This is a genomic window from Streptomyces sp. cg35, assembly GCF_050410835.1.
Lineage (GTDB): Bacteria > Actinomycetota > Actinomycetes > Streptomycetales > Streptomycetaceae > Streptomyces.
The window spans coordinates 71,224-92,644 of record NZ_CP191269.1 but is presented as its reverse complement, the minus strand read 5'-3'; the positions used below and the strand labels follow the sequence as shown (position 1 = coordinate 92,644).

The window sequence follows — 21,421 nt, the reverse complement described above, 5'->3', positions numbered from 1 at the left end:
ACCGGGTTTTGGCCGCCGGTCAGGCGGCGGGGGCACCCAGGTTGCGGATGCGGGCCTGGAGGTCGGCGGGCAGGCCGGTGGTGCCGTCGGGGGCCGGTGCGGCGGCTTCGGCTGCGGCGGGGAGGTTGACCATCCCGGAGGTGGTTGCCGCGCTGCCGGAGGCGACGACGTTGCCGTCCTTGTCGACCGTCTTGGACGGGTCGAAGAACCTCGCGTAGTACTCGTCGGACGCCTTGTCGGCGACGATCGCGTCGAGGCTGATCTCGCGCTCGGCGACGGCCTGGCCGTACTTCTCCCAGGCAGGGGTGCCGGGCTTCAGCTCCGGGATCGGGTCGATCGGGACGATCTTGTAGTTGGTGTCAGTGCCGGTGCCGTCGCGGGTGATCTCGAAGTCACGGTCGCAGACGGTGCGGTAGAGGCCGTAGAGGGCCTTGAGGTTGCTGAAGAAGCCCTTCATCGGCTGGTTGATCACGATGATGCGGGGGTACTTCAGCTTGATGCCGGTGGCCTTGCCCTCGGCGTCGAGTTCGTCGATCTCGTCGATCTTGTCGCGGACTCCGACGACGATGCCGTTCATGGACGGGCCACCCAGGGCCTCGCTGCCGTCGCCCCGGACCAGCTCGCGCTCGATGGCAAGGGCCCAGACTCGGATGCGAGGAGAGGCGAGCTTGCCCCACTTGTTCTTGATCTTCGCGTCGTCGATGTAGCAGTCCGAGTAGTGGCCGCCGAACGCCTTGTCGTAGCGGCAGACGGAGGTCATGGACTCCGGCCACTTTTCCGCGTCCTTGGGACCGGGCTTCGTCGGGACGAAGCTGTGCTGGTCGACCCAGATCCACTCGTCGTGGTCGGTCAGCAGACGCACGACCGTGGAAGCGCCGTCCTCGCGGAGGCTGAAGTAGTCCGGGCCACGACGGCCACCACTGCTGACATTGGCTTCCTTCTCGGCCTGCTCGGCGGCACTGCCACCACGGCGGAAGGACATGACGGGATTCGTGCTGGCGGTCACGAAAGCTCCTGATGAAGTTCTGATGGCGGGTGATGTCGGCTAACCGACAGCGGCAGTGGCGGCTGCCGCAATCAACTCCCCGGTCACCGAAGCGTTTTCGTGGAGAAAGAGGACGGGGGTGCCGACGTCTTTCGCCACGAGGAACGGCAGGTCCGACGTTCCGTGGAATCCGACCGTGAACTGGTGGATTCCCTGGTCTGCCAGAGCGCGGCCGAGTCCTTCTTGCCACTGGGCCAGCCTGGACATGTCGTCGCAGGTGGAGTCCAGGAGCAGGTAGGCGTACGGCCATGCTGCCGGGGAGTGGGCTGAGGACTGGCGGTTCCTCTTCCCGTCATCATCAAAGCCTTCGGCGGGAGCCGAATCAAGAAATTGGCCGTTCGGTTCTTCGGCGGCCCGGATCAGGGATTCAAGAATGTCTTCTGTCGTCTCTCCGGTGTCCCGCCGGGCGGCAATGTGCTCGGCCTGGCGGCGCCATCCGGCGACGACGTACCGGTCCGGGAACGGCCTTCCGAGGGGCGTGGCATCGTACTGCGCGCGCGTCTTGGCGTTCAGGAGCTGGCCCATGACATAGGTCAGATAGGCGTCGTTCTCGCCGCCTTGGGCCCGGTAGGCATGCATCAGCTCGCGGCGGGAGGCGCCAGGGCGTACGCCGAGGGCCCGGTAGTACCCGTTGGCATCGACGCAGATGGTGGCGGAGCGCAGCGGGACCAGGACTCTGCTGGTGGAGAGGATGGCGTGGTCTGGGCGGCCGACGAGCTGCAGTCCGCCCATCGTCTACTCCCCCTCGCTGGTCTCCGCCTCCCCCTCGCTGAGGATGGCGGCGCGTTGCTCGTCCGTGAGCGCGGCGGCCGTGCGGACGATCGTGCCGTCCTCGCGGTCGTCGGGGACGGTGATCTGGCCGGTACCGAACTTGAGCATACGTTCCTCCATGGTGTCGCAGGATTCCACCCGTTGAGTCGGGGAGGAGTGCACTCGGACATGAGTGCCGTCCCAGCAGAGGGTGTCACCGACCCTGAAGATCAGCGTGTCGCAGTCGGGCTGGCGGATTCCGAAGTGTGTGGTCGGGGCGGACAGGTCCGGGGGCGGGACGAGTGCGGCCTGGTACGGCTTGAGCCACTGCACGGTCTCGCTCGTGGTTCGGAAGGGCTCGATCTTGTGTGTCTCGTGGTTCATGGTCGGCAGGGCCCGTCATGGTTCGTCTGGAGGCACAGGTGGCAGTACAGCTGGGTGGGCCTCTGCCAGATCGGCCAGGGCACCACGCACTCGGCGAGGACGGCGGCGACCATCTCGTCGCTCATGTCGGCCGGGTCGGCGGCGAAGGGGTTCTGGACGACCCAGTTCTGGCAGTAGCGGGAGGCCCGCTCGGCCGCGCCCGGGTAGAAGCGGTTCTTGAAGGTGCGGCCTGAGGCCATTTTCCAGCCTGCTTCGTCGTTGTCCGGCCACCAGATGACCTTCTTGCGGCCCTGGGCGAGGATGCGGATCTGCTCGTCCGTGACGTCGGCGCCGAAGGTTGCGGACAGTGCCTGGTGGTGGCGGTGCCGCAGTGCGCTCATGGGTGATTCGACGACGATGATGGTGTCGAGGTGGGGTTGGTGGTCGAAGACGGTCTCCTCGCGCGGGAACCCGGGCGTGGAGAGGTACTTGGGGGCCTTCGGGTCGGCGCCGGGCAGGCGGCGGGACTGCCAGCCGACGAGCTTGCCGTCCCACCAGTGCGGGATGACGGCGCGCGGGCCGGTGCGCACGCGGCTTTCGGGCGGGCCGACGAAGCCGTCGGGGTCGGTGCAGATGCCCTTGGCCACGGCGGTGGTGATGGGGATCTTTCGTCCGTCGAGGATGTAGTCGGGGATGCCCTGTTCTTCCCAGCGCTGCAGCATGCGCGGGCTGTAGACGGGCAGTGGAGCCCGCTTGTCCTTCTCCTTGTACAGCGACTCGAACAGGGCCAGGAGGTCGGGCAGCTCCATGACCCGGGCGAGCCCGGCTTCGCCGTGCAGCCACTGGAGGGCCTGCTCGATGGTGACGTTGCGCAGGGTGGCGATGAGCCACAGGACGGTGCCGCCCGCGCCACAGCCGAGGCAGTGCCACATGAGGTTGCTGGCGTTGAGTGCGGCCGTCGGGTTGCGCTCCTGGTCCGAGTGGTAATCGGAGACCGGGCATGCGTGGATCAGCTCGTCCTTCTGCTGACGGATGAGCGTGATGCCGAGGGAGTCGAGGACGTCGTGGGCGATCTGTTCCTTGTGCCCCTCGGGCAGCGCCGTCAGTTCGTCGAGTTCAGCCCGCATCGGCGGTCTTCTCGCACCAGGTGAAGTGGCATGCCAGGCAGGCGCGGCACAGATGCTCAGCGCCGAGCGCCTGGTCGAAGGCCTCCTGGTCGAGGTCGTTGGTCAGGCGCAGGCTGTGGATCTGGTCGAAGCAGGTGAACCCGGCGACGGCCGTGGAGTGGTACTCGACGACGGTGTCGGTCGAGCGGCACTTCAGGCAGGAGGTGGCCTCGGTGATCCCGCCCCCGTCCTCGGCAATGCTGATCACAGTGCTGAACGGCCGGAGCCAGGACGGTGCGTCGGAGGCCGGGGCTGCGACGGGGGTGACGGCGGTGACGGTCATGCGGCTTCCAAGTGTGAGAGGTGGGCACGCAGCTTGTGCTTGGCGCCGTTGCGAGGGCTGTTCCACAGGGCGGAGGGGTCGTAGCCGAACTGGGCCTTCATCTCCGCGCCCTTGAGGTCGTCGAAGAACCGGAGGTGGACGTAGCGTTTCTGGCTGTCGCTGAGCAGGTCCAGGGCCTTGGATATCTCGCCTCGGTGGTAGGCGATCATGGCCTCGTCGGCGACGTCCGGAGTGATTCCGGCGACGTGCTCGCGGGAGGGCTGGCCATCGCCGGGGTCGAGGTGGGCGTCGAGGGATTCGACGTGGGTGACCTTCTGGTCGACGCCGCTGTTGCCGGAGCGGGCGGGGCGGCCGGTCCAGCGGTCGCGGTGGGTGAGTACGTCGCGCATGTGCCAGGTGGCGTGCTGGGTGAGCCAGGACGGCAGTGCCCCCTTAACGGGGTCGTGCCGGTCCAGTGCCTGCCACATGGCTATGCGTCCTTCTTGGACGAGGTCGTCGTGACGGGGGTCGGCGGGGGAAAGCATCTGGTGGGCGCGGGCGTGCAGCCAGGACTCATACTCGCCGATCACCTCGTCGGTGGTGAGAGCGTCGCCGTAGCCGTCGTTGAGTTCGTTCACAGGGACACCTCCCCCAGCGCGTGCTGGGTGCCGAACCAGGGCTCCCAGGCCATCCGCCAGTTGAGGAGGTCCATGCGGCGGGAGGCGAGCATCTGCAGGGTGGCCATTCCGGCGGCGATCTCGGTGTCGGAGCGCATGAGGCCGAACACCCAGGACGAGTAGCGCTCGATCGAGGCGGACTCGGCGAGGTGCTGTAGTTCAAGGCGCCCAGCCTTCGCTGCGGCGGCGACGCCCTCACGGTTGATCTGGGCGCACAGGAAAAGCGGCGGGGTGTAGCGGCCGGTGGTGATGAGCGCGGCCAGCTCGCTCATGATGTCGGCGATCTTCTCGTGCTTGGGGCGGCGGTCGTTCGGAGACGGGTGCTCGATGTGGCTGAGCTGGTCGATGATGATCGACTTGGCGCCGTAGGACTGGGCCTGGCGAATGAGGGCGCTCGGGGTACGCATGCCAGTGTCCGGGGAGAGGATGTGGAGTCCTTCGCGCAGGTCGTCGGCGTTCATCGACAGCCAGGTGCGGACGCGATCGACGTCCTCGGGCGTGCAGGTGCCCTTCTGGTAGTCGCGGTAGTCGACGCAGCAGATCTGGCAGGCCAGCCGGTCGTAGGACATGTCCACGGCGTTTTCCAGCGTGTACAGGACGACCTCGCGGTCGGCCTTCCACTCGGTGTGCGCGACGTGGGTGGAGGTCCAGGACTTTGCACCCTTTGGCGGGGCGGCCCAGGTGCAGATCTCGCCGCCGTGGATGCCGAGGGTGTGCTGGTCGACGGCGTCAATCCCGAGCGACATGCCGGTGATCACCCGGGGGGCGGCGGCTCGCTGGTCGTAGCGCGCGAGCGAGTCCTGCAGCCCCTGGATGCCCTCGACCTCGCTGGAGCGGTCACGGACTGCCATGGACAGGTCGTGGAAGGCTTGGGCGGCCTCGTGTACGGCTTCGACGCGCTCGTGCGGTTCGGCTTGGGCGGTGCCGACGGCGATCTCGCGCAGGAGCCGCTGGGTCTCGGCGAGGACGTGCTGCGACTGCAGGTAGTCGATCGCGGCGAAGACCTCGTCGGCCTGGACGTCTTCGTCGGGCAGTTCGACCTGGCACTGCTCCAGGCGGTGCCCCCAGTGCTCGATGAGCAGTTCGCGGCTGGGCGCCTTGGTTCGGCCGGATCGGTAGAAGTAGTCGACCGCGTAGGCGACGACGTCGCGCATGCCGGTCATCGGGATGCACTCGGCGGCGAGGCCGATGTCGGCCAGCTGCTCCAGTGCGTCCACGTCGGTCAGGGAGGCGTACAGGGTCGCCTCGGCGTGCGTGCTCACCTCTGAGGCATCCCGTCGACGTCGTCGGCGACCATGCGCAGGCCCATGGCCGAGCCCACGAGGAAGGGGTGGTTGTCGGCGTGCTTGATGATCTCGTTGGAGAAGTACCTGATGGCGTCGCCCGGGGTCCGGCGCAGGAAGACGATCCCGTTCGTCCTCTCGGCCTCGGGGAGCTGGGCCTCGGCCTTGTCAGCGCGGTTCTTCTGGCGGCGGGCCTCCGCGATGACGGACTGCTTCTCCCGCTGCAGTTTCTCGATCTGGACGCGCGCTTCGGCAAGTTCGGTGCCTGGTGCGAAGAGGCTGTTGGTCATGTACCCGACGGCCCGGTCGAGTTCTGTTACGTCGGTGGCCACCTGGCCGAGGACGCTATGGATCGCGGCCAGCCTCCGTGCGGCCTGGTCCAGCAGGGCCTGGGTGTGTACTGCGTGCTCCGCTGTGGGCTTCGGCTCGACCTTCTGGGCCGGGAGCGGAATGTCGACGACGTGCGGCTTCGGCTGGCCCGGCAAGCGCGTCGGCACGCTGAGGGCATCCCCGCGCCGGACAAGGGAGTGGTAGAGGTCGTCGTTGCTCATGTTCATACCGCCGTGATGGGTCGTGCCAGGCCGAGGTCGGCTTCCTGGCGGGTGAGTTCGCGTCGGCGGGGCCGGTAGTCGGCGCCGCCGATCTCGATGAAATCGGCGGCCTCGGTGAGCAGGCTCATCGCGTACAGGCCGTAGTTCTGCTGGATCTCGTCTGGGGTGAGGTTCGTGGTGAAGACGGTGGGAGCGGAGTCGCCGACGCGGGCGCGGACGATCTGGTCGACCATCGCCTCGACCATCTCCAGGCGACCCTTGTGTTCCTTGCCCCAGTCGTCCATGGCGAGGACGTCCACGTTGCGTACGCGGCGCTTCCACTGCTCGCGTTCGGTCTTGTCGCGCCAGGAGTCGGTGAACAGGTCGATGATCTCGTTGAATTGCGCGAAATGGACCTGGTAGCCGTTCAGCATGAGCGCCTTGCAGAGCAGGGCGAGCAGGAGCGTCTTGCCGGTGCCGGGGCTCTTGGACCAGAGAATCAGGTTGCGGCCCTGGGCGATGCTGCGGGCACCCTGGACGGCGTAGGTCACGAGCTGCTCTACGACCTGAGGGTCCACGGTTTTAACGTCGCCCCAGCCGAGCCGCTGGTAGTTGAGCGGGATGCCCGCGTTGAGGAACCACAGGTGCATGAGCCACTGGTCGCGGCAGTTGCACTCGTAGGTAACGACCGCTTCTGGGGTGCGCTCCAGCGCGTCCGTGTCGTACCAGCGGTAGGTGCTGCCGTCCTTCTTCAGGCAGGTCAGGCAGGTGGCCTTCGGGTCGGTCCACAGGCGGGGCCGGGCGGCCTTGAGTCGCTCAAAGTCGGCATTGGCCAGCGGCTGGCAGGCCGACGGCAGAGGGGGTTGGGTTTTCAAGGTGGCGGGTCCTTGGATGAGCCCGTGGCGGCCGGGCGAGGTGTCTCCTGGTTCAGGAGGTGGTCAGGCGGTGAGGCGCTCTGCGATCGGGGCGGCGAAGTACTGGTCGCTGGCCTTGCAGAAGCGGGTCGCGGTGACCGGGGCCGAGTTCCAGTAGCCGTCCTGCTGCTCGAAGGCGAAGCGGGCAATCGGTCCGGCCTGGGCTCCCCAGCGGCCGTGGAAGCTCTTGAAGATGGAGGCTTCGCGGGCCGGGTCGGTCGGCGGCTGCGGACCGTGGCGGTCGGCGATGGAGCGCAGTACGTAGTCGCGCAGCTGCTGCCAGGTCCACTGGGCGGGGGCGTCGAGGAGGTCGGTGGAGGCCTGTGGCACGGTCACGCGGCCGACTGTGCTGGTCTCGCGCTCCAGGAGGTGGGCGAAGGCGGACGGTGCGGCTGGTGTGGTGATCAGCAGCGGGGTCACGCCGGGGAAGGTGTCGGTCAGGATCGGCATGGTCTCTTCGCGCGTGGGCGCGGCAGCGGCCTTGCCGTAGGTGGCAGCAGAAAAGTCGATCATGATGTTGCGGTCTCCAACCCTGGCGGTGGCTGGTGGCGGCACGACAGGGCCGATGTCGCTGCCGTGGGATGCCTCGTGGCGGTCGAGGCGCTTTGACGCTATCCGCACGTCAGCGACGAGAGCAAGAAAGTCGTCTACCAGAGTTCGCCAGCGGTCAGACGGCGCGTCAACTCGCGCAGGCCATGCTGCTGCAGGAAGGCGTGCAGGGTTTGCCACTCGGGTCCGGGGCCGGGGCGTACGGGCATGAACGGGCTGGTCGTCGGCACCGGGTAGTGGGTGCCGTTGCGCAGGTCGACGAGTTTGAGGAACAGGTCGATGTCGGCGCGCTGGCTGACGATGGCGGGGTAGGTGACGGCGTCGAGGTTCCATCCGGCGTCGGACAGGTGTTGGATGGCACGCTTCTCGCCGATGCCCCGGGCGCCGGGGATGTTGTCGGAGCCGTCGCCGACGAGGGCGAGGAAAAGCGGCAGCTGCTCGGGCGTGCATCCGTAGTGCGCGGCGACCCGGTCGGCGCCCCAACGGTCGGTGGGGGTGGCGGAGGATGAGATGCGGATCTGGTCGCACGGGTGGCCGGTGGGGGTGGAGCCGACCAGCTGGAGCATGTCCTTGTCGTTGGACAGGATCGTGACGGGACTGGTGGCAGTGCGCCAGTACGAGGCGATGAGGTCGTCGGCCTCGACGCCGTCGACCTGGAGCTGGGGAATGCCGCAGACGCGGAGCCAGTCGCGAACGAGCGCGCGCGAGGTGCTTCGGTAGGGATCGGCGGCCTGGGGGCGGTTCGCCTTGTACGCCGGGTAGAGGGCAGTGCGGGCGGCATAACCGCCGTCCCACAGCACGGTGACGCGGAAGGGCACTTCGGTGCGGATGTAGCGGGCGACGGTGTTGGCGAACACGACGAGGGCGGCGGTGTTGGTCCCGGCCTCGTTCGCCATGACGGTCCGGTGGTTGCGGGTCGCTTCGACGGCGCGTATCAGCAGGTTGTTGCCGTCCACGAGCAGAAGAGGTCTCATGCCTGCTCCTGCTCGTGGTCGTCCTGGAAGCCGTATTGGCGGGCGACGGCTACGAGGATCGCGGAGGCGCGCTGGAGTTCCGCTCCGTCGATGCTGCCGGTTTCGTACAGCGCCCACGCGAGGCGCTCGATGTCGGCAAGCGTGAAGCGGCGCTGGGGTCCGAGACCTCGTCCCTTGACCTGCCGGATGATCAGGGGCTTGCCCTGCAGGAGCAGCGGCGTGGTCTGCATGGGGGTGTAGCCGTCGGCGGTCTGGTTGCGCCACGGCTTGCCCTTGGTCATCCGGCGCAGCCAGTCGGGCTTCCTGCCGAAGACCCACGCGGCGGTCTCGCTGAGACCGAAGTGCGGTTTGCACAGAGGCTCCCCCTCCGTGACAACGGCGAACCGGGGATCCTCCTCCGGCGGGAAGTCCTTGTCGTACAGGAGGAATTCGCCCTTGGCAGGGTCCGCGAGCCGGTCGCTTTCATGTGGCTCGATGATGATGGGCTCCAGGGGCTGAGGCATGTTGACCTTCCATACACCGCCGCCTCCGGCCGGGGTCCCGGTCGGAGGTGATGGTGTGGCTATTGTCTGTGGGGTACGGGCTTTCTACTACTTGCCGCGCAGATTGATGCTCAGTCCTCCCCGCTTCACGACGCCGATCTTGCTGATGAGGGCCTGGGCGCGGGGGCGCAGCTTCTTCGAGACGAGCATGCGGCTGAGCTTGTCCTCGTCGATCTCTCGCGTGCGCACCGGCCGGGTGCAGGCCAGGTAGTCGGCCCTGCTGATCTCGCCGCTCGCCACGCCCTCAAGCAGCGCGCTCATGCTGAAAGTGGTGGTGTCGCTGGCCCGCTCGCGGGTGAAGTACCGGCCGCTGCCCTCGATCGGGGCCTCCTCGGGGCTGCCCTTGGAGGCGATGAGGTAGTGCCCCTTGGCGTCCGTGAGGGTGTCCTCTCCGGCAAGCTTGCGGCGCTCGGCGACACGGTCGAAGTGGTCGGAGATGATGCTGTGGAGGCGGGACTTGCGCTTCTTGATCGCCTTCTCGACGGCGTCGATGAGCTGCTTCTCCTCCAGCAGCGCAGCCAGCTCCGGCTTGGTCAGAGCCCGCTTGCTCTTGGGGTCGATCCGGTTGAACGCTGCGGGCAGCGCGGCGATGTTGCGCATGAGGTCCTCGCCGACGCGCTCGACGGTGACAAGGTCGGCGTTCTTCTGGACCTTGGGGTCGGGCGTGGTGGCGAGCTGCGCGAGCAGGTCGCCGAGGTTGGTTCCGAGGTCGCCCTTGAGGCGAACGACGGCGGCGTCGAAGTCGAACGTGGTGGAGAGGGCCTTGGACATGGCGGTGCTCCTCGTGCTGTGGCGGGTGTTGCGGTTCCTGGCGTAAAACCCACCTTACCCAATTTATTGGGTGAGTACCAAGATTTCGAGGAACCCACTTCGCCCCAGGGACCGTCTGCTGGGTCGAGCGCCGTCAGCGGGGTGCGTTCTCCCAGGCGTCACGGAAGGTCTGCACGTCGGCGAGGCTCGTCGTGGAGGGGGCGGGCGGCAGCGCGCGAACGATGCCCTTGCCCCAGGACGTGGAGGACAGCCGGGAGTCCATGATCGCGACGGCCCCCCAGTCGTTGGCGCTCCGGATGAGGCGGCCGAACGCCTGCTCCAGGACCAGGGTCATGGAGGGGATGGCCAGGTCGTAGAAGGGGGCGCCGCCGCGCTTGCGGATGGCCTCCTCGCGGGCGGCGACGATCGGATCGGTGTGCACCGCGAAGGGAAGCTTGTCGACCACGGTGAGCCTGTTCGTACGGCCGGGGAAGTCCATGCCCGTCATGAAGCTGCGCAGCCCGAACAGGACAGAGTCCTCGTCGTCGCGGAAGCGGTCGGCGATCTCCCGGTTGGTCAGGTCGCCGCCCTGCAGGTAGCTGACGATGCGGTCCTTGCGCAGGCGCGGGGCGATCAGGTCGTGGGTGCGCTGCATGGTCTTGCGGCTGGTGAACAGGAGCATCGCGCCGCCGCCGAACATGCGCACCAGCTCCAGGGTGGCCTCGGGCATCCAGGTCTCCCAGGCGTCCCGCGTCTTGCGGCCAGGGTCGGGCACGGAGGGGGCGGGGACGTAGACGAGGGCCTGGCTCGCGTAGTCGAAGGGCGTGCCGACGTCGAGCGTGGCCGCGCCCTCCAGGCCGAGGGAGCGAGTGATGTAGCTGAACCGGTTGGCGCCGGTGCCCGTGCTGAGCGTGGCCGACATCAGGACGGCCGGGACCTGGCTCCACAGCTCCTCGCGCAGGTACTGGCCGACCTCGATGGGCGCCGTCTTGATCACCCACCGGGTTTCGGTGCCGCCCTGCATGGCAGGACCCTTGCTGCGCTTGGACAGCTCCACCCAGCGCACGGTCTTGTCCGGCGCGGCGCCGAGCACTTCCTTGATGTGGGTGAGGTAGTTCGCCCCCTGGGCTTCGAGGCGGCTCTTGGTGTCCCCGTGCTTCTCTTCCGAGCCGCGCGAGACCTTGGTCTTACGGAGCAAGGCCACCAGCCGGTCCAGCTCGCCATACAGCCCCTCGAACAGGTCGAAGTGCTCGACCAGGAAGGGGGTGTCGATGAGGAGCTTGTCCGCGTCGTCAATGGCCCTTCTGATGACCGAGCCGAGATCGTCGAGCCTGTCGAGGATCTTGATCTGCTGGTCCTGCGCTCCGACCTCGGCTCCCCCGTGGACGTTCAGGAACGAGACGACCAGACCGATGTACTTGGTCAGGCCGCCCTGCCTGATGTCGAAGCCGAGGTGCTTGGTTGCGGTGTCCTCCAACTCGTGAGCCTCATCCACGATGAGGCCGTCGTAGTCGTCGAGGAGGACGTGGACACCGACGCCGTGTTCGGAGTTTTCGCGGATCTGCTTGTGGAGTTTGACGTCGGTCATCAGGATCGCCGTGTTCGTCACGACGATGTCGGCCTCCTTCGCTTCGGCCTTGTGGCGCAGGCCGAAGCAGCGCGCGGCCATGGCGCACTTCTGCTTGCCGGGACACTCGTCGGAGGTGGCAGAGACCAGGGGCCACTCGGTGCGCTGGTCGATCGGGGTCTTGACGTCGTCGCGGTCGCCGCTGTGCGTGTACTCCCCCTCGGCGCTGGGGGTGATCTCTTCCATGAGCGCGGCTCGGTGCTCGATGGCGGGGTTCTCGTTGAGCTTGGCCAGGCACAGGAAGTTCGAGATGCCCTTCAGCGGCGCCCACTTGAAAGTGATCCCGGCCTCCGCCAGGGCCTTCTCCAGGAACGGGAGGTCCTTGCGGATGTACTGGTTCATCAGGGCGATGGTGGAGGTGGCCACCACGTAGCGCCGGGGGGCTTCGCCCAGGGTGCTGGCCAGAATCGCGGGGATCATCGCGCCAAGGGACTTGCCAGTCCCGGTGCCTGCCTCAGCCAGGAGCCACTTCGGGGTGTCGTGCGCAAAGGTGGCCTCGATCCCGGCGGCAAGCGTCTCCTGCTGCGGGCGGCGGCGGTAGTTGGGCAGCTGCGCGGCGAGAATCGACTGCGCAGCGAGGAACGTCGTGGGCATCGTGGCGGCGGGCGGCATGGGGTTTCCCCTTGGCGGTGGCGTGGCGGGTGTTCCTGGCGTGCAGCCGACGCTACTTCCCATGTTTTGGGTAAGTCGCGTTTTGGAGCTGAGGAAGTTTCAGAGCGTACGAGAGGCCACTGACACCCCGGCGACACGCCCGAGAGTGGCGTCCCCACAGGGCTTCTCGTACGAGGCGCTCCACATTTGGGGGGCAGATGAGGTTGAATGGCCTCCGGACCGCCACCCGCCACGCGGTCACCCGCCACAATTTCCGGGCTTCTTTGCCCGCGCCAAGGAGTTGATCTCTGTGTTTTCCCCAGAAACGGCTAGAGGGGCGCAGATCCCGCCACGGGTATCTGCGCCCCTCGCCGCCTCTTAGGGCGGCCAAGCTCGGCCCTCTCCAGGGCCTGCCGGTAAGGAGCCGCCATGCTCCCCGTCCGGCCAGTGGGACCTGTTTTCCCGCCAGGGAAGGTCCCCAGGTGACGCGACCTAGTCGGTCTGACCATCGCCCTCACGGTGGTTCGGCCACTCCCCTCCAAGAGAAAGGCCAGCAACCCGCCGTGCTGGACCAGTCTACGGGCCCCGCCCTCATGCCGCAGGACACCTGTGATGGAAATCTCGACCAAGTTTGTGGAACCGCATCTCTCTCTTCTGCGTCGGAACTTGACCTTCCGCTAAAGCACTGGGCTCAGTCCTTCCCCGCACTCTCTCGCCGCATGGCGCGGCTGATGATCGAGGGCGACGTGGACGAGACCTACGCGTTGCTGGCCCGCAAGCGCCGCGACAAGTCCACCAAGAACAACCACGGGCACGCGGTGACCTGCGCGTTGGCCACCGCGACTGTGCGGGCGAAGTGGAACAAATCCCAGTTCCTGGAGGCCCTGCTGGCCTGGCCGTCCAAGGGCGGCACTCACTCCCGCGCCATGCGCGACCACAAGGGGCACGCCAAGGCCGAGGAGTACCTGGACCGGGTCTGGGAGCGCGCGAGCCTGCTGACCCGGGACACCGGCATCGCCGACCGCAAGGACGCCATCGTCGACTTGCTGCAGCTGCGCGCCACGATCGGCGCTCAGTCCTGGAAGGGCACCGCCGAGAACACCGCCCTCCGCGTGTTGATGGCCTTCTGGCACGCCGCCCGCAAGGCCGGTGGACGCGCATTCACCTTCTCCTTCCGCGAGGCCGCAGAGGTCGCCGGGTGCACGGCTGCGACCGCGTACAAGGCCGTGAAGAGGAGGCTGGAGGGCCGCTGGCTGCGGCTGACCGAAAGCGGCCGGGGCGAGCACGGGTCCAGCTGGTGCCTGCTCGACGGTTCTCATCCACGACACACCCCGAAGGGGGCGCCAGCCTCCCCCCGCCCGTCGAATGTGTCGAACGTGAGAAGCACTGCCGAGATCGATGTCGACGTGGTGCAGCGGCTGATGAGCCTGGACGCCTTCGCCCATCGGGGTCTGGGTACGTCCTCCCTCAAGGTCTTGGCCGCACTGTCCGCCAGCGACCGGCAGACGGTGAAGGACCTGCAGGAGCGCGCGTGCATGAGCGCCGCGACGGCCTACCGGGTCGTCAAGCTCCTTGCAAAGCACGGCCTGGTCGTCCGTACCGATGAGGTCTGGCAGCTCACGGAAACGGCTCAGGAGGCCCTCTCCGGCGCCTGGGACGGCTGGGACATGGTTGCGGACCGCGAGGGCACGCTGGGGACCCTGAAGCGCCGTCAGGCCCTCCACAGGGCCCAGCGCGAGGTCTGGCTGACCATGACTCTCCCCCGCCTCCGGCAGCGCCGCATGCCCGACGTCGTCCCGATCCGGGGCGACGAGGTGAACAGCCACTCCTGGGACGGCGTCGCCTTCAACCCTGTCACTGGCGAGATCCTCCCCGACCTGGTGGTGGCCTCCGACGGCCGCTTCCTCGTCGTGGAGCCGGGTCCTGAGCCGGATTACGGCACTCTCCTTCAGATGGCCCGTGAGGCTGTGCAGGACTACGAAGCCCGCTCCCAGGCCGAAGCTGCTCTACACGCCGCCTGAACTGGCCTTTTCCTTCTCTGGAGCCCCATGTCTGACCTGAATGCCCAGATCAATGCCTCCATCGCACTCCACGAGCAGCACCCCTGTGTCGCAGCGCCTCTTCCTGATCCCCCTCGGAGGCCTGTATCCCGGCTCTGTGTCTGTGAGCACCCCGAGGACGGTCACAGGAAGTCGATCGCCATGGGCAGCGGGTGCTGGAACTGCCTTGAGTGCACCGGCTTCCGTGAGAAGAACTCTGCCTGAAGTCCTTTTGACCAGCAGTTTCTTACATTCGACACATTCAATTGGCGGGGGGAGGCTGCGCCCCCCTGGGGGTGTGTCGTTGCTGAGAAGTTCGTCAAGCCACCAGGTAGCTGCGACGCCGCTGTGCGGCGCCCATGTGGCCTTCTGCGCCGGTGTCGCCCAGGAACCAGTCGGTCATTTCGTTGCGCGCCAGCATGGATTCCACGATCCCCTCCTCCACGGTGCCCTGCAGGACGAAGGTGGTGCAGGTGATGGAAGGGGCAGCCGAGTTGATGCGGTCAATTCGGCCGAGGCGTTGGGTACGGGTTTCGTAGGTGAGGGCGGACTCGTACTCGACCAGGTAGGTGGCCTCGGGGACGTTGATGCCGTCCTTGCCTGCATCTGAGGAGAGCAGTACGCAGGCCTGCGGATCGTTACGGAAGGCGAGGCGGGCCCGTTCCTTCTCGGGCTGGCTCATCGTGCCGGTGTACAGGTAGCTGCGGATGCCCTCCTTGCGGAGCACGTCGGCGAGCAGGGGCAGGACGGACGGCCCGAACTGGGAGAAGACCATGGCCTTGTCGCCTTGCCCGTGGATGATCGGTGACAGGTACTCGACAAGCTCTTCGGTTTTCGCCGATCCCATGCGCAGCAGGTGCTCCTCTCCGAATCTGCAGACCAGCTCACGTGCCAGCTGTGAGCTTCCGTGGCGGGCTGAGTGGACGAGCGAGCCGGGGTGAGCGGCAATCTGCCGGAGCGCGGCGTGCAGGCCCGGCACGGCCTCCTGCCGTCCCTCCTGGAGGGCGGCGACGGAGGCGTAGAGCTCTGCCTGGTCCTTGCGCAGCGCCAGGGACCGGAACTCCTCGATGCGCTGGGGGAACAGGCCACTGACGTCCGGGTCGGACTTGCGCTTGCGCCACATGTAGGGCTGGGCGAGGGCAGTGAAGTCGGCGACGCCTTGAGGGTTGTAGCGGGGGCGGCCGTAGTCATCGCGGCTGGCGACCACGGCCTTCTCGAAGTCGGTGATCTTGGGCATTGCGCCGGGCACGAGGAGCCGCAGCAGGTTGAACCCGTCCTCGTAGCCCTTGCTGAGCGGAGTGGCGGTGAGGCCGAGGGCCCGCAGGTCCGGCTGGGCTTTGCGGAGCCGCTGCAGGGCGTAGGTGTGGCTCTTGTACATGCGGCTGGTCCGGTTGCGGAGCTTGTCGGAGATCTCGTCGTAGACCACAAGGACCCGGCGGCCAGCGGCCTGGGCGTCGAGCAGGACCTGCAGGAGGTGACCGGGCGCGGGGGCCTGGGCGCGTTTGCCCGGCGGCACGGTGAATACCGTCAGGTCGGTCCGCAGCGTCTCGAAGGTACTGATGAGCACATGGGGCAGCGTCTCGTCGAGCTTGCGCATCCGTGCGGGGCCGTGGTGGACACGGTGGGAGAACGGGGTGAACGTGCTGAAGTCCTCGGCCCACTCGGCGATCTTGTTCTGCTTGCACACCAGCAGCACGAGGTCCTCGGCCTGGTCCTCCGCCAGCAAGGCCGCCACTGCCATCGCGATCACCGACTTGCCGATACCGGTGTCGGCGACGAGCAGCCCCGAGCGCTTCAGGTACGCGAATGCCGCCCCCTCCTGCTGGCAGGGAAAGAGGCCGTGGGGGCTGCTGAACAACGGGCGAGGCGACGCGTTCATGCTGGTCACAGTAGGTATCGCCACCTCAAAAGGTAGACCTAGAGATAAAGCAATCTATAGAGACATCAAAATGTCGAGACATCGAGCCATCAGGCGCGTGGTCGGATGACGATCCGGCCGATCTGAGGCGAGAAGACGCTGGCGTTGACGCCGAGTGTGAGCCGCAGGTAGCGGTTCCCGGCTGGAATGGGGAGTGCGTTGCCGACCCAGGACTGGAACCAGGCATTCGCGGTTGCTGTCGGCTGAGGAAAGGCCAGTGGGATGCGGGTCCAGGTCGTGCCGGTCGCGGAGACATCAGCGACGACCTCGGTCCGTAGCGCGGCCATGTCGGGGACGCCGGACGGGATCCAGTTGAAGACCCTGGCGCGGAAGTCCCGCACACCGCTGGCCTGCTGGTAGGTGATCGAGGCCGTCCCTGCGGCATTCCTCTTGACCCGGGTCGTGTCGCCGCCCATGGCGCCATCGGTGTCGCCGGTCTCCAGCACGAGATTGGCATCGTGGGCCGATGACTTACTGAAGTCGGCCAGCTCGTCGTCGATGGCGCTGTCGGTCAGGTAGACAAGACCCAGCGTGTCCAGCGCCGTCAGCAGTGAGAGCAGCGCCTCGCGTCCCGGAGTCGAGGCTGTGATCGCGGCCTTGCTCATGAACTGCTGTGTGGCTCCAGCGCTCCCGAAGAAGCCCAGTGCGGATGTCGCGCCTGCCAGCATGGCGTCGCCACGCGCGCTCACGTACCGGCCTGCCACGACGTTGCCCAGTAGCGCGATGAAGGGGCCGCCGGACACCCACTCGGTGGGGACGTCCCCCTGGCCGATGATCACCGTTCCGTCGGCCCGCACGCTGACATGGTCGCCCAGCCGTATGACCTGGTCCGCTGCGGCCGTCCTTCCGCCGCCCAGCACGATGGCCTTCGAGGCCGCTGCTGCAGCCGAGGCGTTCCGGCCGAGCGCTACCTGCTCGGCGGCCGTCGCGTTGGCCCCGGCCCCTGCCGCGAGGGCCGACGCCCCTGCAGCAGCCGTGGCTCCCAGAGCCACTCCGTCCGTGGAGGCCGTTGCGCGGCCGAGCGCCGTGGCGCCGGGCCCGTTCACCTGGGCACCGGCTCCCAGCGCAGTGGCACCTGATCCCTGCGTCCCCCCAATGGCTTTCCCGATCCAGGTCTGGCCGGGGTAGATGTCTCCGGAAGAACTCGGCGCGAGGACCGTGGAGTAGGGGGCGTCGCCCTCGTGGCGGTGGAAGCGCAAGGCGTCGAGCACCTGCCAGATGGCGGTGCCGTTCGGGGAGACCGCGAGCATGGCGTTGCCGCTCAGCCCCTGTGCCGAGCCGATGCGCAGCGGCTTCTGGCTGCGGACCGTTGCCGAGGGCGGCGGCAGGACGTCGACTCCGGCTCGGGTGAACGAGGCACCGCCCGGCAGTGCGGCCAGCACGGTGACGCGCAGCGGCCGGTCGGTCCAGAGGTTGATCACCGCTGGGTCGATGAGCACAGGCCAACTCTGCGGCGCACCGCCGTTCGGATCGAGGTAGACGGGCTCCTCGATTGCCTTATTCGTGTCGGGGTCCAGGAGGGTGACCTCGGCGTACGGGTAGGCCTCGCCCGAGGAGTCCACCAGCGGCAGGTAGAGGTGCGATCGTTCCACGGCAGCGCTCCCTGTCAGACCGTCGGCATAGTGGGCTCGGTGAAGTACGGCTGGTGCACCAGGTAGCGCCACTGACTGGTGCCGCCCGCCGGGTTGAAGAAGCCGACGCCGTTCGCGGTCGCCCCCTGGACCAGGCTCTGGGTGAACGCGCGCAGCACCCCGTTGACGTACACCCGGTAGAACGTCGGGAAGTTGTGGATCACGACGTGATCGCCGTCCTGCAGGGGCGAGCCGAAGGCCACATTGGTGAACGCGGCGCCGCCGGTGTACCGGACGACTGCGTTCGCCGTGACGATGTAATAGTTCGAGGCGTCTTGGCGGCGGAACATCACCCCGGCGTTCGCCTGCGTCGCACCCCACCGGGTGCTGATGATTCCGTGCGGCGCCTGCACGGTGAACGAGGCGGTCGAGGATGCGGCCAGCAGCAGGCCGTTCTTGCTGGCCGTTGCCGTGCCGGTGATGGCCCAGGTCTCTCCGGACGGCAGCGTGGTCGGCGTGTACGTGGTCGCGGGGGGCACCTGCACGCTGGTGGCCCCGAGGTCGTAGTAGAAGAGGTCACCACTTGCGCCCTGCAGCGCGTACCAGGCATACAGGAAGTTCTGCTCGCTACGGTTGTCGTAGCCGCCGAAGCTGCCTGTCGTCGGCAGGTTGCTGAACACAGCGGTGTCCACGGTGCCGTTGGCGTTGCGCTTGTACGCGCGTGGCGCACGGAACACGATCGGCCACTGGTTGTCGATGATGACCAGCACGTTGCTGCCGAAGCACGCGACGCTCAGGCTGTGGTCGACGCCGTCCCAGGGGTCGGGGAAGGCACCGCCGAGCGTGATGGCGGCCGAGTCGGCGACCTCGGCGTCCCAGGGGCCCTCGGCGGCCGACGTAGTGATTCGGATGCCGACGGTCTTGGTCGCAGCGGTGAAGGCCAGGTAGGCCCGGGGCGAGGACGCCGACCAGGTCGTGGTTCCAGGGTGCCGGATGGCCAGCGCGAAGTCCTGCGGCCCCCAGGTGTACTCGGGCGCCCGCGAACCGTCCGGACTCGTCAGCTTCACGCCGGTGGCCTGACAGATGAACTTCAGGCCGAACGAGCCCCGGTCGGCACCGGTGCTGCGCAGCAGACCGAGCCCGTCCGGGCTGCCCTTGAACGCAGCGAAGGCGCCCTTTCGGAACTGGTCGAGTACCCACTGCGGCTCGCTGTCCACGGGGCCGAGGAGCGGCGCGTAGGTGTATGGGACCGGGGAGTAGTCGGGGGTGCCGAGGGTGCCGTCGCCGAGGTCATCGCGGTACAGCGCGTCGATGGAACCGGCGGCGACCTGGCCGGGTACGGAACTGAGCGGCACTACCCCTCCTACGGCGTGGTGTTGTTGGTGATCAGGCCGAGCCCGGCCAGTGCGCCGAGCAGGTTGCGCAGTGGGATCACACCGCCGTCGGCGCCAGTGACGACCGGCTTGGTGGTGCCCTCTGCACCGAAGAAGCCGAGCCGGGACGTGGCGTCGCTGCCCAGGGACACGGCTGAGACGGCGATCAGCTTGTTGCCGATGAGAACGGCTCGGTAGGACGCGGTGGGCATGCCCAGCACGATCTGGCCGACTGCGCTGGTGGCGGCACCAGCGCCGATTGCGGCCGAGTTCGCGTGGGCTGCCCCGGTGATCGCGTTGGGCCCCAGGGCAAGGCTGTTCGGCCCCAGGGCTTGCGCGCCCGCACCGATGGCAGTGCCGCTGGTGGCTTCCGTGGCGACGTAGGCGTCGGCGCCGATCGCGGTGCCACTCGGGGCATACGCCTTGGCGCGGGCGCCTACAGCCGTGCTGCTCGTCGCATCCGCGTACGAATCAGGGCCGATGGCCGTCCAGCCGGTGTTGGCCAGCGACCCCTTGGCCCGGGGGCCGACGGCAATCGAGGTGTCCGAGACGGCCTGGGCGCCAGAACCGACGGCCAGGGAGTCCGTGCCGGTCGCCTGCGCCTGGTATCCGATGGCCGTGGCACTGGCCCCGGTGGCCTTCGCGCTTGCGCCGATACCGATCGAGCTGGTGCCGGAAGCAGCGCTGTCCGCACCCAGAAGCACCGACCCGACCCCGGCTCCCGGATGGTCGTGGGCGGGAACCCGGCCGCCGTACATGGCCTTGATGCTGGTGACCCACATCTCGTGGCCGGTGCTGCCCACGTAGGTGGCCGCGCCGACGAACTCGACCGACACGGACTGGTAAGTCCCGGCCGCGAGCGCGTATCGGTAGAAGCCCCAGTCGCGGGTCGCCGTCAGCGTCTGCAGCACCGTTTTCGCGCCACCCTGCGCTGTCACGGAGATGACGACCGACTCGTTCGCGGCCAGGCTGGGACGCAGCCACATCGAGACCCAGCCCGGTTCGATCAGTGTGAACCCGGGCGACGTCAGCGTGAACCGTCCGGCGTTGCCGGTATGCACGGCGTGCAGGGAACGCAGCAGCCCCTGGTCGGCCGGGACGGAGGTGCTGTAGTCGCGGGCCGAGGTCGCGGCCTGGGTGAACGACCACCCGGCCGGGTCCTGGCCCCGGGCGAACGCTTCGCTGATCACCGTCACCTGGGGCGTGAGCCCCGAGTTCGACGGAGCAGCACCCCACACCGCCTCACCGGGGTTGTCACCGGCGAGGAGAACGTTCCCGGGGATCTGTTGGCCGGTGATGAGGAGCGGCGTGTCCGTCCGCGCGGTCTCCTCGGGCGGCGGCGCCGCGTCGAGGTACACCAGGATGTCGGAGTGCTGCTCGCTCTGAACCAGCACGGAGACGCGCTGAGGGATCTCCAGCCAGAAGTCCATCACGCCGTTCGCGGCCGTGTGGGGGTTGGTCAGCTGCTCGTTGCCGGTCGGCCCCGCGTACAGCGGCTGGGCGAGCTTGACCGAGAGACCGGCCTCTCGCACGAGGACCTGCGCGCCGTACAGCAGGTCACCGGTGTCCCCGGTGATGGGCCGCATGATGTGTGCTCGTGCCACCGTGTCCCTCCCTCTCGTCACCCCTTGACGGCGGCGAGAGGGTGGGACACAGCAACCGGCGCGTGATTCCGGGGCGTTTCAAAGATGAGAAAACCTGCGCTGATCAGCCGTTGTCGCCGCTCTCACCCTCCTCGGGCGGAGGCGGCGGGTCGTAGGCGGTCAGCTTCTGCGTGTAGAGCAGACCCTCGTTTGTGACGGCCAGGATGAACGCGGTCCCGTCCGGACTGTGCAGCACGCCGATGCCCGGGATCTCCACCAAGTCGGTGGCCGTTCCGAGCATCACCTGGTTCGGGCGGGTCACCTGAGCGCCCGCGCCGACGGCGGTGCTTTGATCGAACGTGGCGCGCGCACCGCCCCCCAGCGCCGTGGCCTGCGTGCCGGTGGCCAACGAGGACTCGCCGATCGAAATGGCACCAGGCTGGGACGCGGACGCCTGTGAACCGACGGCCACTGCGCCATCCGCCCCGGCCGTGGCCATCAGGCCGACAGCGGTGCTCTGGTCGCCGGTGGCCGAAGCTCCGTTGCCCACGCCAGTGGAGCCGCTTCCGGCGGATGTGGCACCGAGGCCGACCTGCGTGGAATTCGCACCGGAGCCGGGGTGCAAGGAGTCGGTGGAGACCGCCAGCACGTCGACGTTGTCCCAGAACTCCTCGGGGTCGGTACCGACCTTCACCCCGATCTGCAGGCGGGTCGGGCTGTCCAGGAAGAAGTCGATCTCGCCATTCGAGATGTTCCACGGGTTGGTGCGGGTGAGCCCGTTGGCGGCCTCGGCATAGACCGTGTCCGGCAGCAGCTCTGTGGTGCCCTGGACCAGGAGGCGGACCTGAGCCTCGTCGACCTGGTTGCCCAGGCGGTCTGTGAGGGGGCGGTTGAAATGCGCGCGCACAGCGGCT

At 67.8% G+C, this 21,421-nt stretch carries 20 protein-coding genes; 1 reads left to right on the top strand and 19 read right to left on the bottom strand.

Annotation, left to right across the window (positions count from 1 at the left end):
- Nucleotides 1-19 precede the first annotated feature (19 nt).
- The 14 genes from ACQUQD_RS41970 to ACQUQD_RS41905 form a co-directional block, all read right to left on the bottom strand.
- On the bottom strand, nt 20-1,006 hold the full coding sequence (locus ACQUQD_RS41970) for a hypothetical protein (protein WP_428957811.1): 987 nt from the start codon (nt 1,004-1,006) through the stop codon (nt 20-22).
- 39 nt (nt 1,007-1,045) lie between these two features.
- Nucleotides 1,046-1,777, bottom strand: a complete 732-nt coding sequence (locus tag ACQUQD_RS41965) for a hypothetical protein (protein ID WP_428957810.1) — start codon at nt 1,775-1,777, stop codon at nt 1,046-1,048.
- 3 nt (nt 1,778-1,780) lie between these two features.
- Nucleotides 1,781-2,179, bottom strand: a complete 399-nt coding sequence (locus ACQUQD_RS41960) for a hypothetical protein (protein WP_428957809.1) — start codon at nt 2,177-2,179, stop codon at nt 1,781-1,783.
- Nucleotides 2,176-3,285, bottom strand: coding sequence for a toprim domain-containing protein (locus ACQUQD_RS41955; RefSeq protein ID WP_428957808.1), 1,110 nt, complete (start codon nt 3,283-3,285; stop codon nt 2,176-2,178). Before ACQUQD_RS41955 ends, ACQUQD_RS41960 begins: the two co-directional genes overlap by 4 nt.
- Nucleotides 3,275-3,607, bottom strand: a complete 333-nt coding sequence (locus ACQUQD_RS41950; protein WP_428957807.1) for a hypothetical protein — start codon at nt 3,605-3,607, stop codon at nt 3,275-3,277. The genes ACQUQD_RS41955 and ACQUQD_RS41950 overlap by 11 nt, the downstream gene beginning before the upstream one ends.
- Nucleotides 3,604-4,224, bottom strand: coding sequence for an RNA polymerase sigma factor (locus ACQUQD_RS41945; RefSeq protein ID WP_428957806.1), 621 nt, complete (start codon nt 4,222-4,224; stop codon nt 3,604-3,606). The genes ACQUQD_RS41950 and ACQUQD_RS41945 overlap by 4 nt, the downstream gene beginning before the upstream one ends.
- The gene (locus ACQUQD_RS41940; RefSeq protein WP_428957805.1) at nt 4,221-5,525 is read right to left on the bottom strand and encodes a DnaB-like helicase C-terminal domain-containing protein; all 1,305 of its coding nucleotides are present in this window, start codon (nt 5,523-5,525) and stop codon (nt 4,221-4,223) included. The genes ACQUQD_RS41945 and ACQUQD_RS41940 overlap by 4 nt, the downstream gene beginning before the upstream one ends.
- A complete protein-coding gene (locus ACQUQD_RS41935) occupies nt 5,522-6,097 on the bottom strand; it encodes a hypothetical protein (protein WP_428957804.1) in 576 nt (191 codons plus the stop codon). The genes ACQUQD_RS41940 and ACQUQD_RS41935 overlap by 4 nt, the downstream gene beginning before the upstream one ends.
- 2 nt (nt 6,098-6,099) lie before the next feature.
- Entirely contained in the window at nt 6,100-6,951 is an 852-nt protein-coding gene (locus tag ACQUQD_RS41930) for an ATP-binding protein (protein ID WP_428957803.1), read from the bottom strand.
- Nucleotides 6,952-7,014: 63 nt separating this feature from the next.
- Nucleotides 7,015-7,503, bottom strand: coding sequence for a hypothetical protein (locus ACQUQD_RS41925; protein ID WP_428957802.1), 489 nt, complete (start codon nt 7,501-7,503; stop codon nt 7,015-7,017).
- A gap of 134 nt (nt 7,504-7,637) precedes the next feature.
- Entirely contained in the window at nt 7,638-8,513 is an 876-nt protein-coding gene (locus ACQUQD_RS41920; protein ID WP_428957801.1) for a 5'-3' exonuclease, read from the bottom strand.
- Complete coding sequence (locus tag ACQUQD_RS41915; RefSeq protein ID WP_428957800.1) at nt 8,510-9,016, bottom strand: hypothetical protein; 507 nt, start codon at nt 9,014-9,016, stop codon at nt 8,510-8,512. The genes ACQUQD_RS41920 and ACQUQD_RS41915 overlap by 4 nt, the downstream gene beginning before the upstream one ends.
- An 87-nt stretch (nt 9,017-9,103) precedes the next feature.
- Entirely contained in the window at nt 9,104-9,826 is a 723-nt protein-coding gene (locus tag ACQUQD_RS41910; RefSeq protein WP_428957799.1) for a hypothetical protein, read from the bottom strand.
- A 133-nt stretch (nt 9,827-9,959) separates the two neighbouring features.
- On the bottom strand, nt 9,960-12,044 hold the full coding sequence (locus ACQUQD_RS41905) for an ATP-dependent DNA helicase (protein WP_428957798.1): 2,085 nt from the start codon (nt 12,042-12,044) through the stop codon (nt 9,960-9,962).
- A gap of 698 nt (nt 12,045-12,742) precedes the next feature.
- Here ACQUQD_RS41905 and ACQUQD_RS41900 point away from each other — a divergent pair.
- Complete coding sequence (locus tag ACQUQD_RS41900) at nt 12,743-14,044, top strand: helix-turn-helix domain-containing protein (RefSeq protein ID WP_428957797.1); 1,302 nt, start codon at nt 12,743-12,745, stop codon at nt 14,042-14,044.
- 337 nt (nt 14,045-14,381) lie between these two features.
- On the opposite strand, the gene ACQUQD_RS41895 is transcribed toward ACQUQD_RS41900, so the two are convergent.
- The 5 genes from ACQUQD_RS41895 to ACQUQD_RS41875 all read right to left on the bottom strand — a co-directional run bounded on the left by ACQUQD_RS41895 (nt 14,382) and on the right by ACQUQD_RS41875 (nt 21,414).
- Nucleotides 14,382-15,941, bottom strand: a complete 1,560-nt coding sequence (locus ACQUQD_RS41895) for an SNF2-related protein (RefSeq protein WP_428957796.1) — start codon at nt 15,939-15,941, stop codon at nt 14,382-14,384.
- Nucleotides 15,942-16,030: 89 nt separating this feature from the next.
- Nucleotides 16,031-17,572: a hypothetical protein gene (locus ACQUQD_RS41890; protein ID WP_428957967.1), complete on the bottom strand. Its 1,542-nt coding sequence runs from the start codon at nt 17,570-17,572 to the stop codon at nt 16,031-16,033.
- A gap of 14 nt (nt 17,573-17,586) precedes the next feature.
- Entirely contained in the window at nt 17,587-18,906 is a 1,320-nt protein-coding gene (locus ACQUQD_RS41885) for a hypothetical protein (protein WP_428957966.1), read from the bottom strand.
- Between the two features lie 8 nt (nt 18,907-18,914).
- Nucleotides 18,915-20,528, bottom strand: a complete 1,614-nt coding sequence (locus ACQUQD_RS41880) for a hypothetical protein (RefSeq protein WP_428957965.1) — start codon at nt 20,526-20,528, stop codon at nt 18,915-18,917.
- 103 nt (nt 20,529-20,631) lie between these two features.
- Nucleotides 20,632-21,414 carry a hypothetical protein gene (locus tag ACQUQD_RS41875; RefSeq protein ID WP_428957964.1) on the bottom strand — a complete coding sequence of 261 codons (783 nt, stop codon included), beginning with the start codon at nt 21,412-21,414 and terminating at the stop codon, nt 20,632-20,634.
- Between the last annotated feature and the right edge of the window lie 7 nt (nt 21,415-21,421).

Bases quoted from the DNA above. Each gene is read 5' to 3' on its own strand.
- ACQUQD_RS41965 (WP_428957810.1), bottom strand. From the start codon at position 1,777: ATGGGCGGACTGCAGCTCGTCGGCCGCCCAGACCACGCCATCCTCTCC.
- ACQUQD_RS41960 (WP_428957809.1), bottom strand. From the start codon at position 2,179: ATGAACCACGAGACACACAAGATCGAGCCCTTCCGAACCACGAGCGAG.
- ACQUQD_RS41955 (WP_428957808.1), bottom strand. From the start codon at position 3,285: ATGCGGGCTGAACTCGACGAACTGACGGCGCTGCCCGAGGGGCACAAG.
- ACQUQD_RS41950 (WP_428957807.1), bottom strand. From the start codon at position 3,607: ATGACCGTCACCGCCGTCACCCCCGTCGCAGCCCCGGCCTCCGACGCA.
- ACQUQD_RS41935 (WP_428957804.1), bottom strand. From the start codon at position 6,097: ATGAGCAACGACGACCTCTACCACTCCCTTGTCCGGCGCGGGGATGCC.
- ACQUQD_RS41925 (WP_428957802.1), bottom strand. From the start codon at position 7,503: ATGATCGACTTTTCTGCTGCCACCTACGGCAAGGCCGCTGCCGCGCCC.
- ACQUQD_RS41920 (WP_428957801.1), bottom strand. From the start codon at position 8,513: ATGAGACCTCTTCTGCTCGTGGACGGCAACAACCTGCTGATACGCGCC.
- ACQUQD_RS41915 (WP_428957800.1), bottom strand. From the start codon at position 9,016: ATGCCTCAGCCCCTGGAGCCCATCATCATCGAGCCACATGAAAGCGAC.
- ACQUQD_RS41910 (WP_428957799.1), bottom strand. From the start codon at position 9,826: ATGTCCAAGGCCCTCTCCACCACGTTCGACTTCGACGCCGCCGTCGTT.
- ACQUQD_RS41905 (WP_428957798.1), bottom strand. From the start codon at position 12,044: ATGCCGCCCGCCGCCACGATGCCCACGACGTTCCTCGCTGCGCAGTCG.
- ACQUQD_RS41900 (WP_428957797.1), top strand. From the start codon at position 12,743: ATGGCGCGGCTGATGATCGAGGGCGACGTGGACGAGACCTACGCGTTG.
- ACQUQD_RS41895 (WP_428957796.1), bottom strand. From the start codon at position 15,941: ATGAACGCGTCGCCTCGCCCGTTGTTCAGCAGCCCCCACGGCCTCTTT.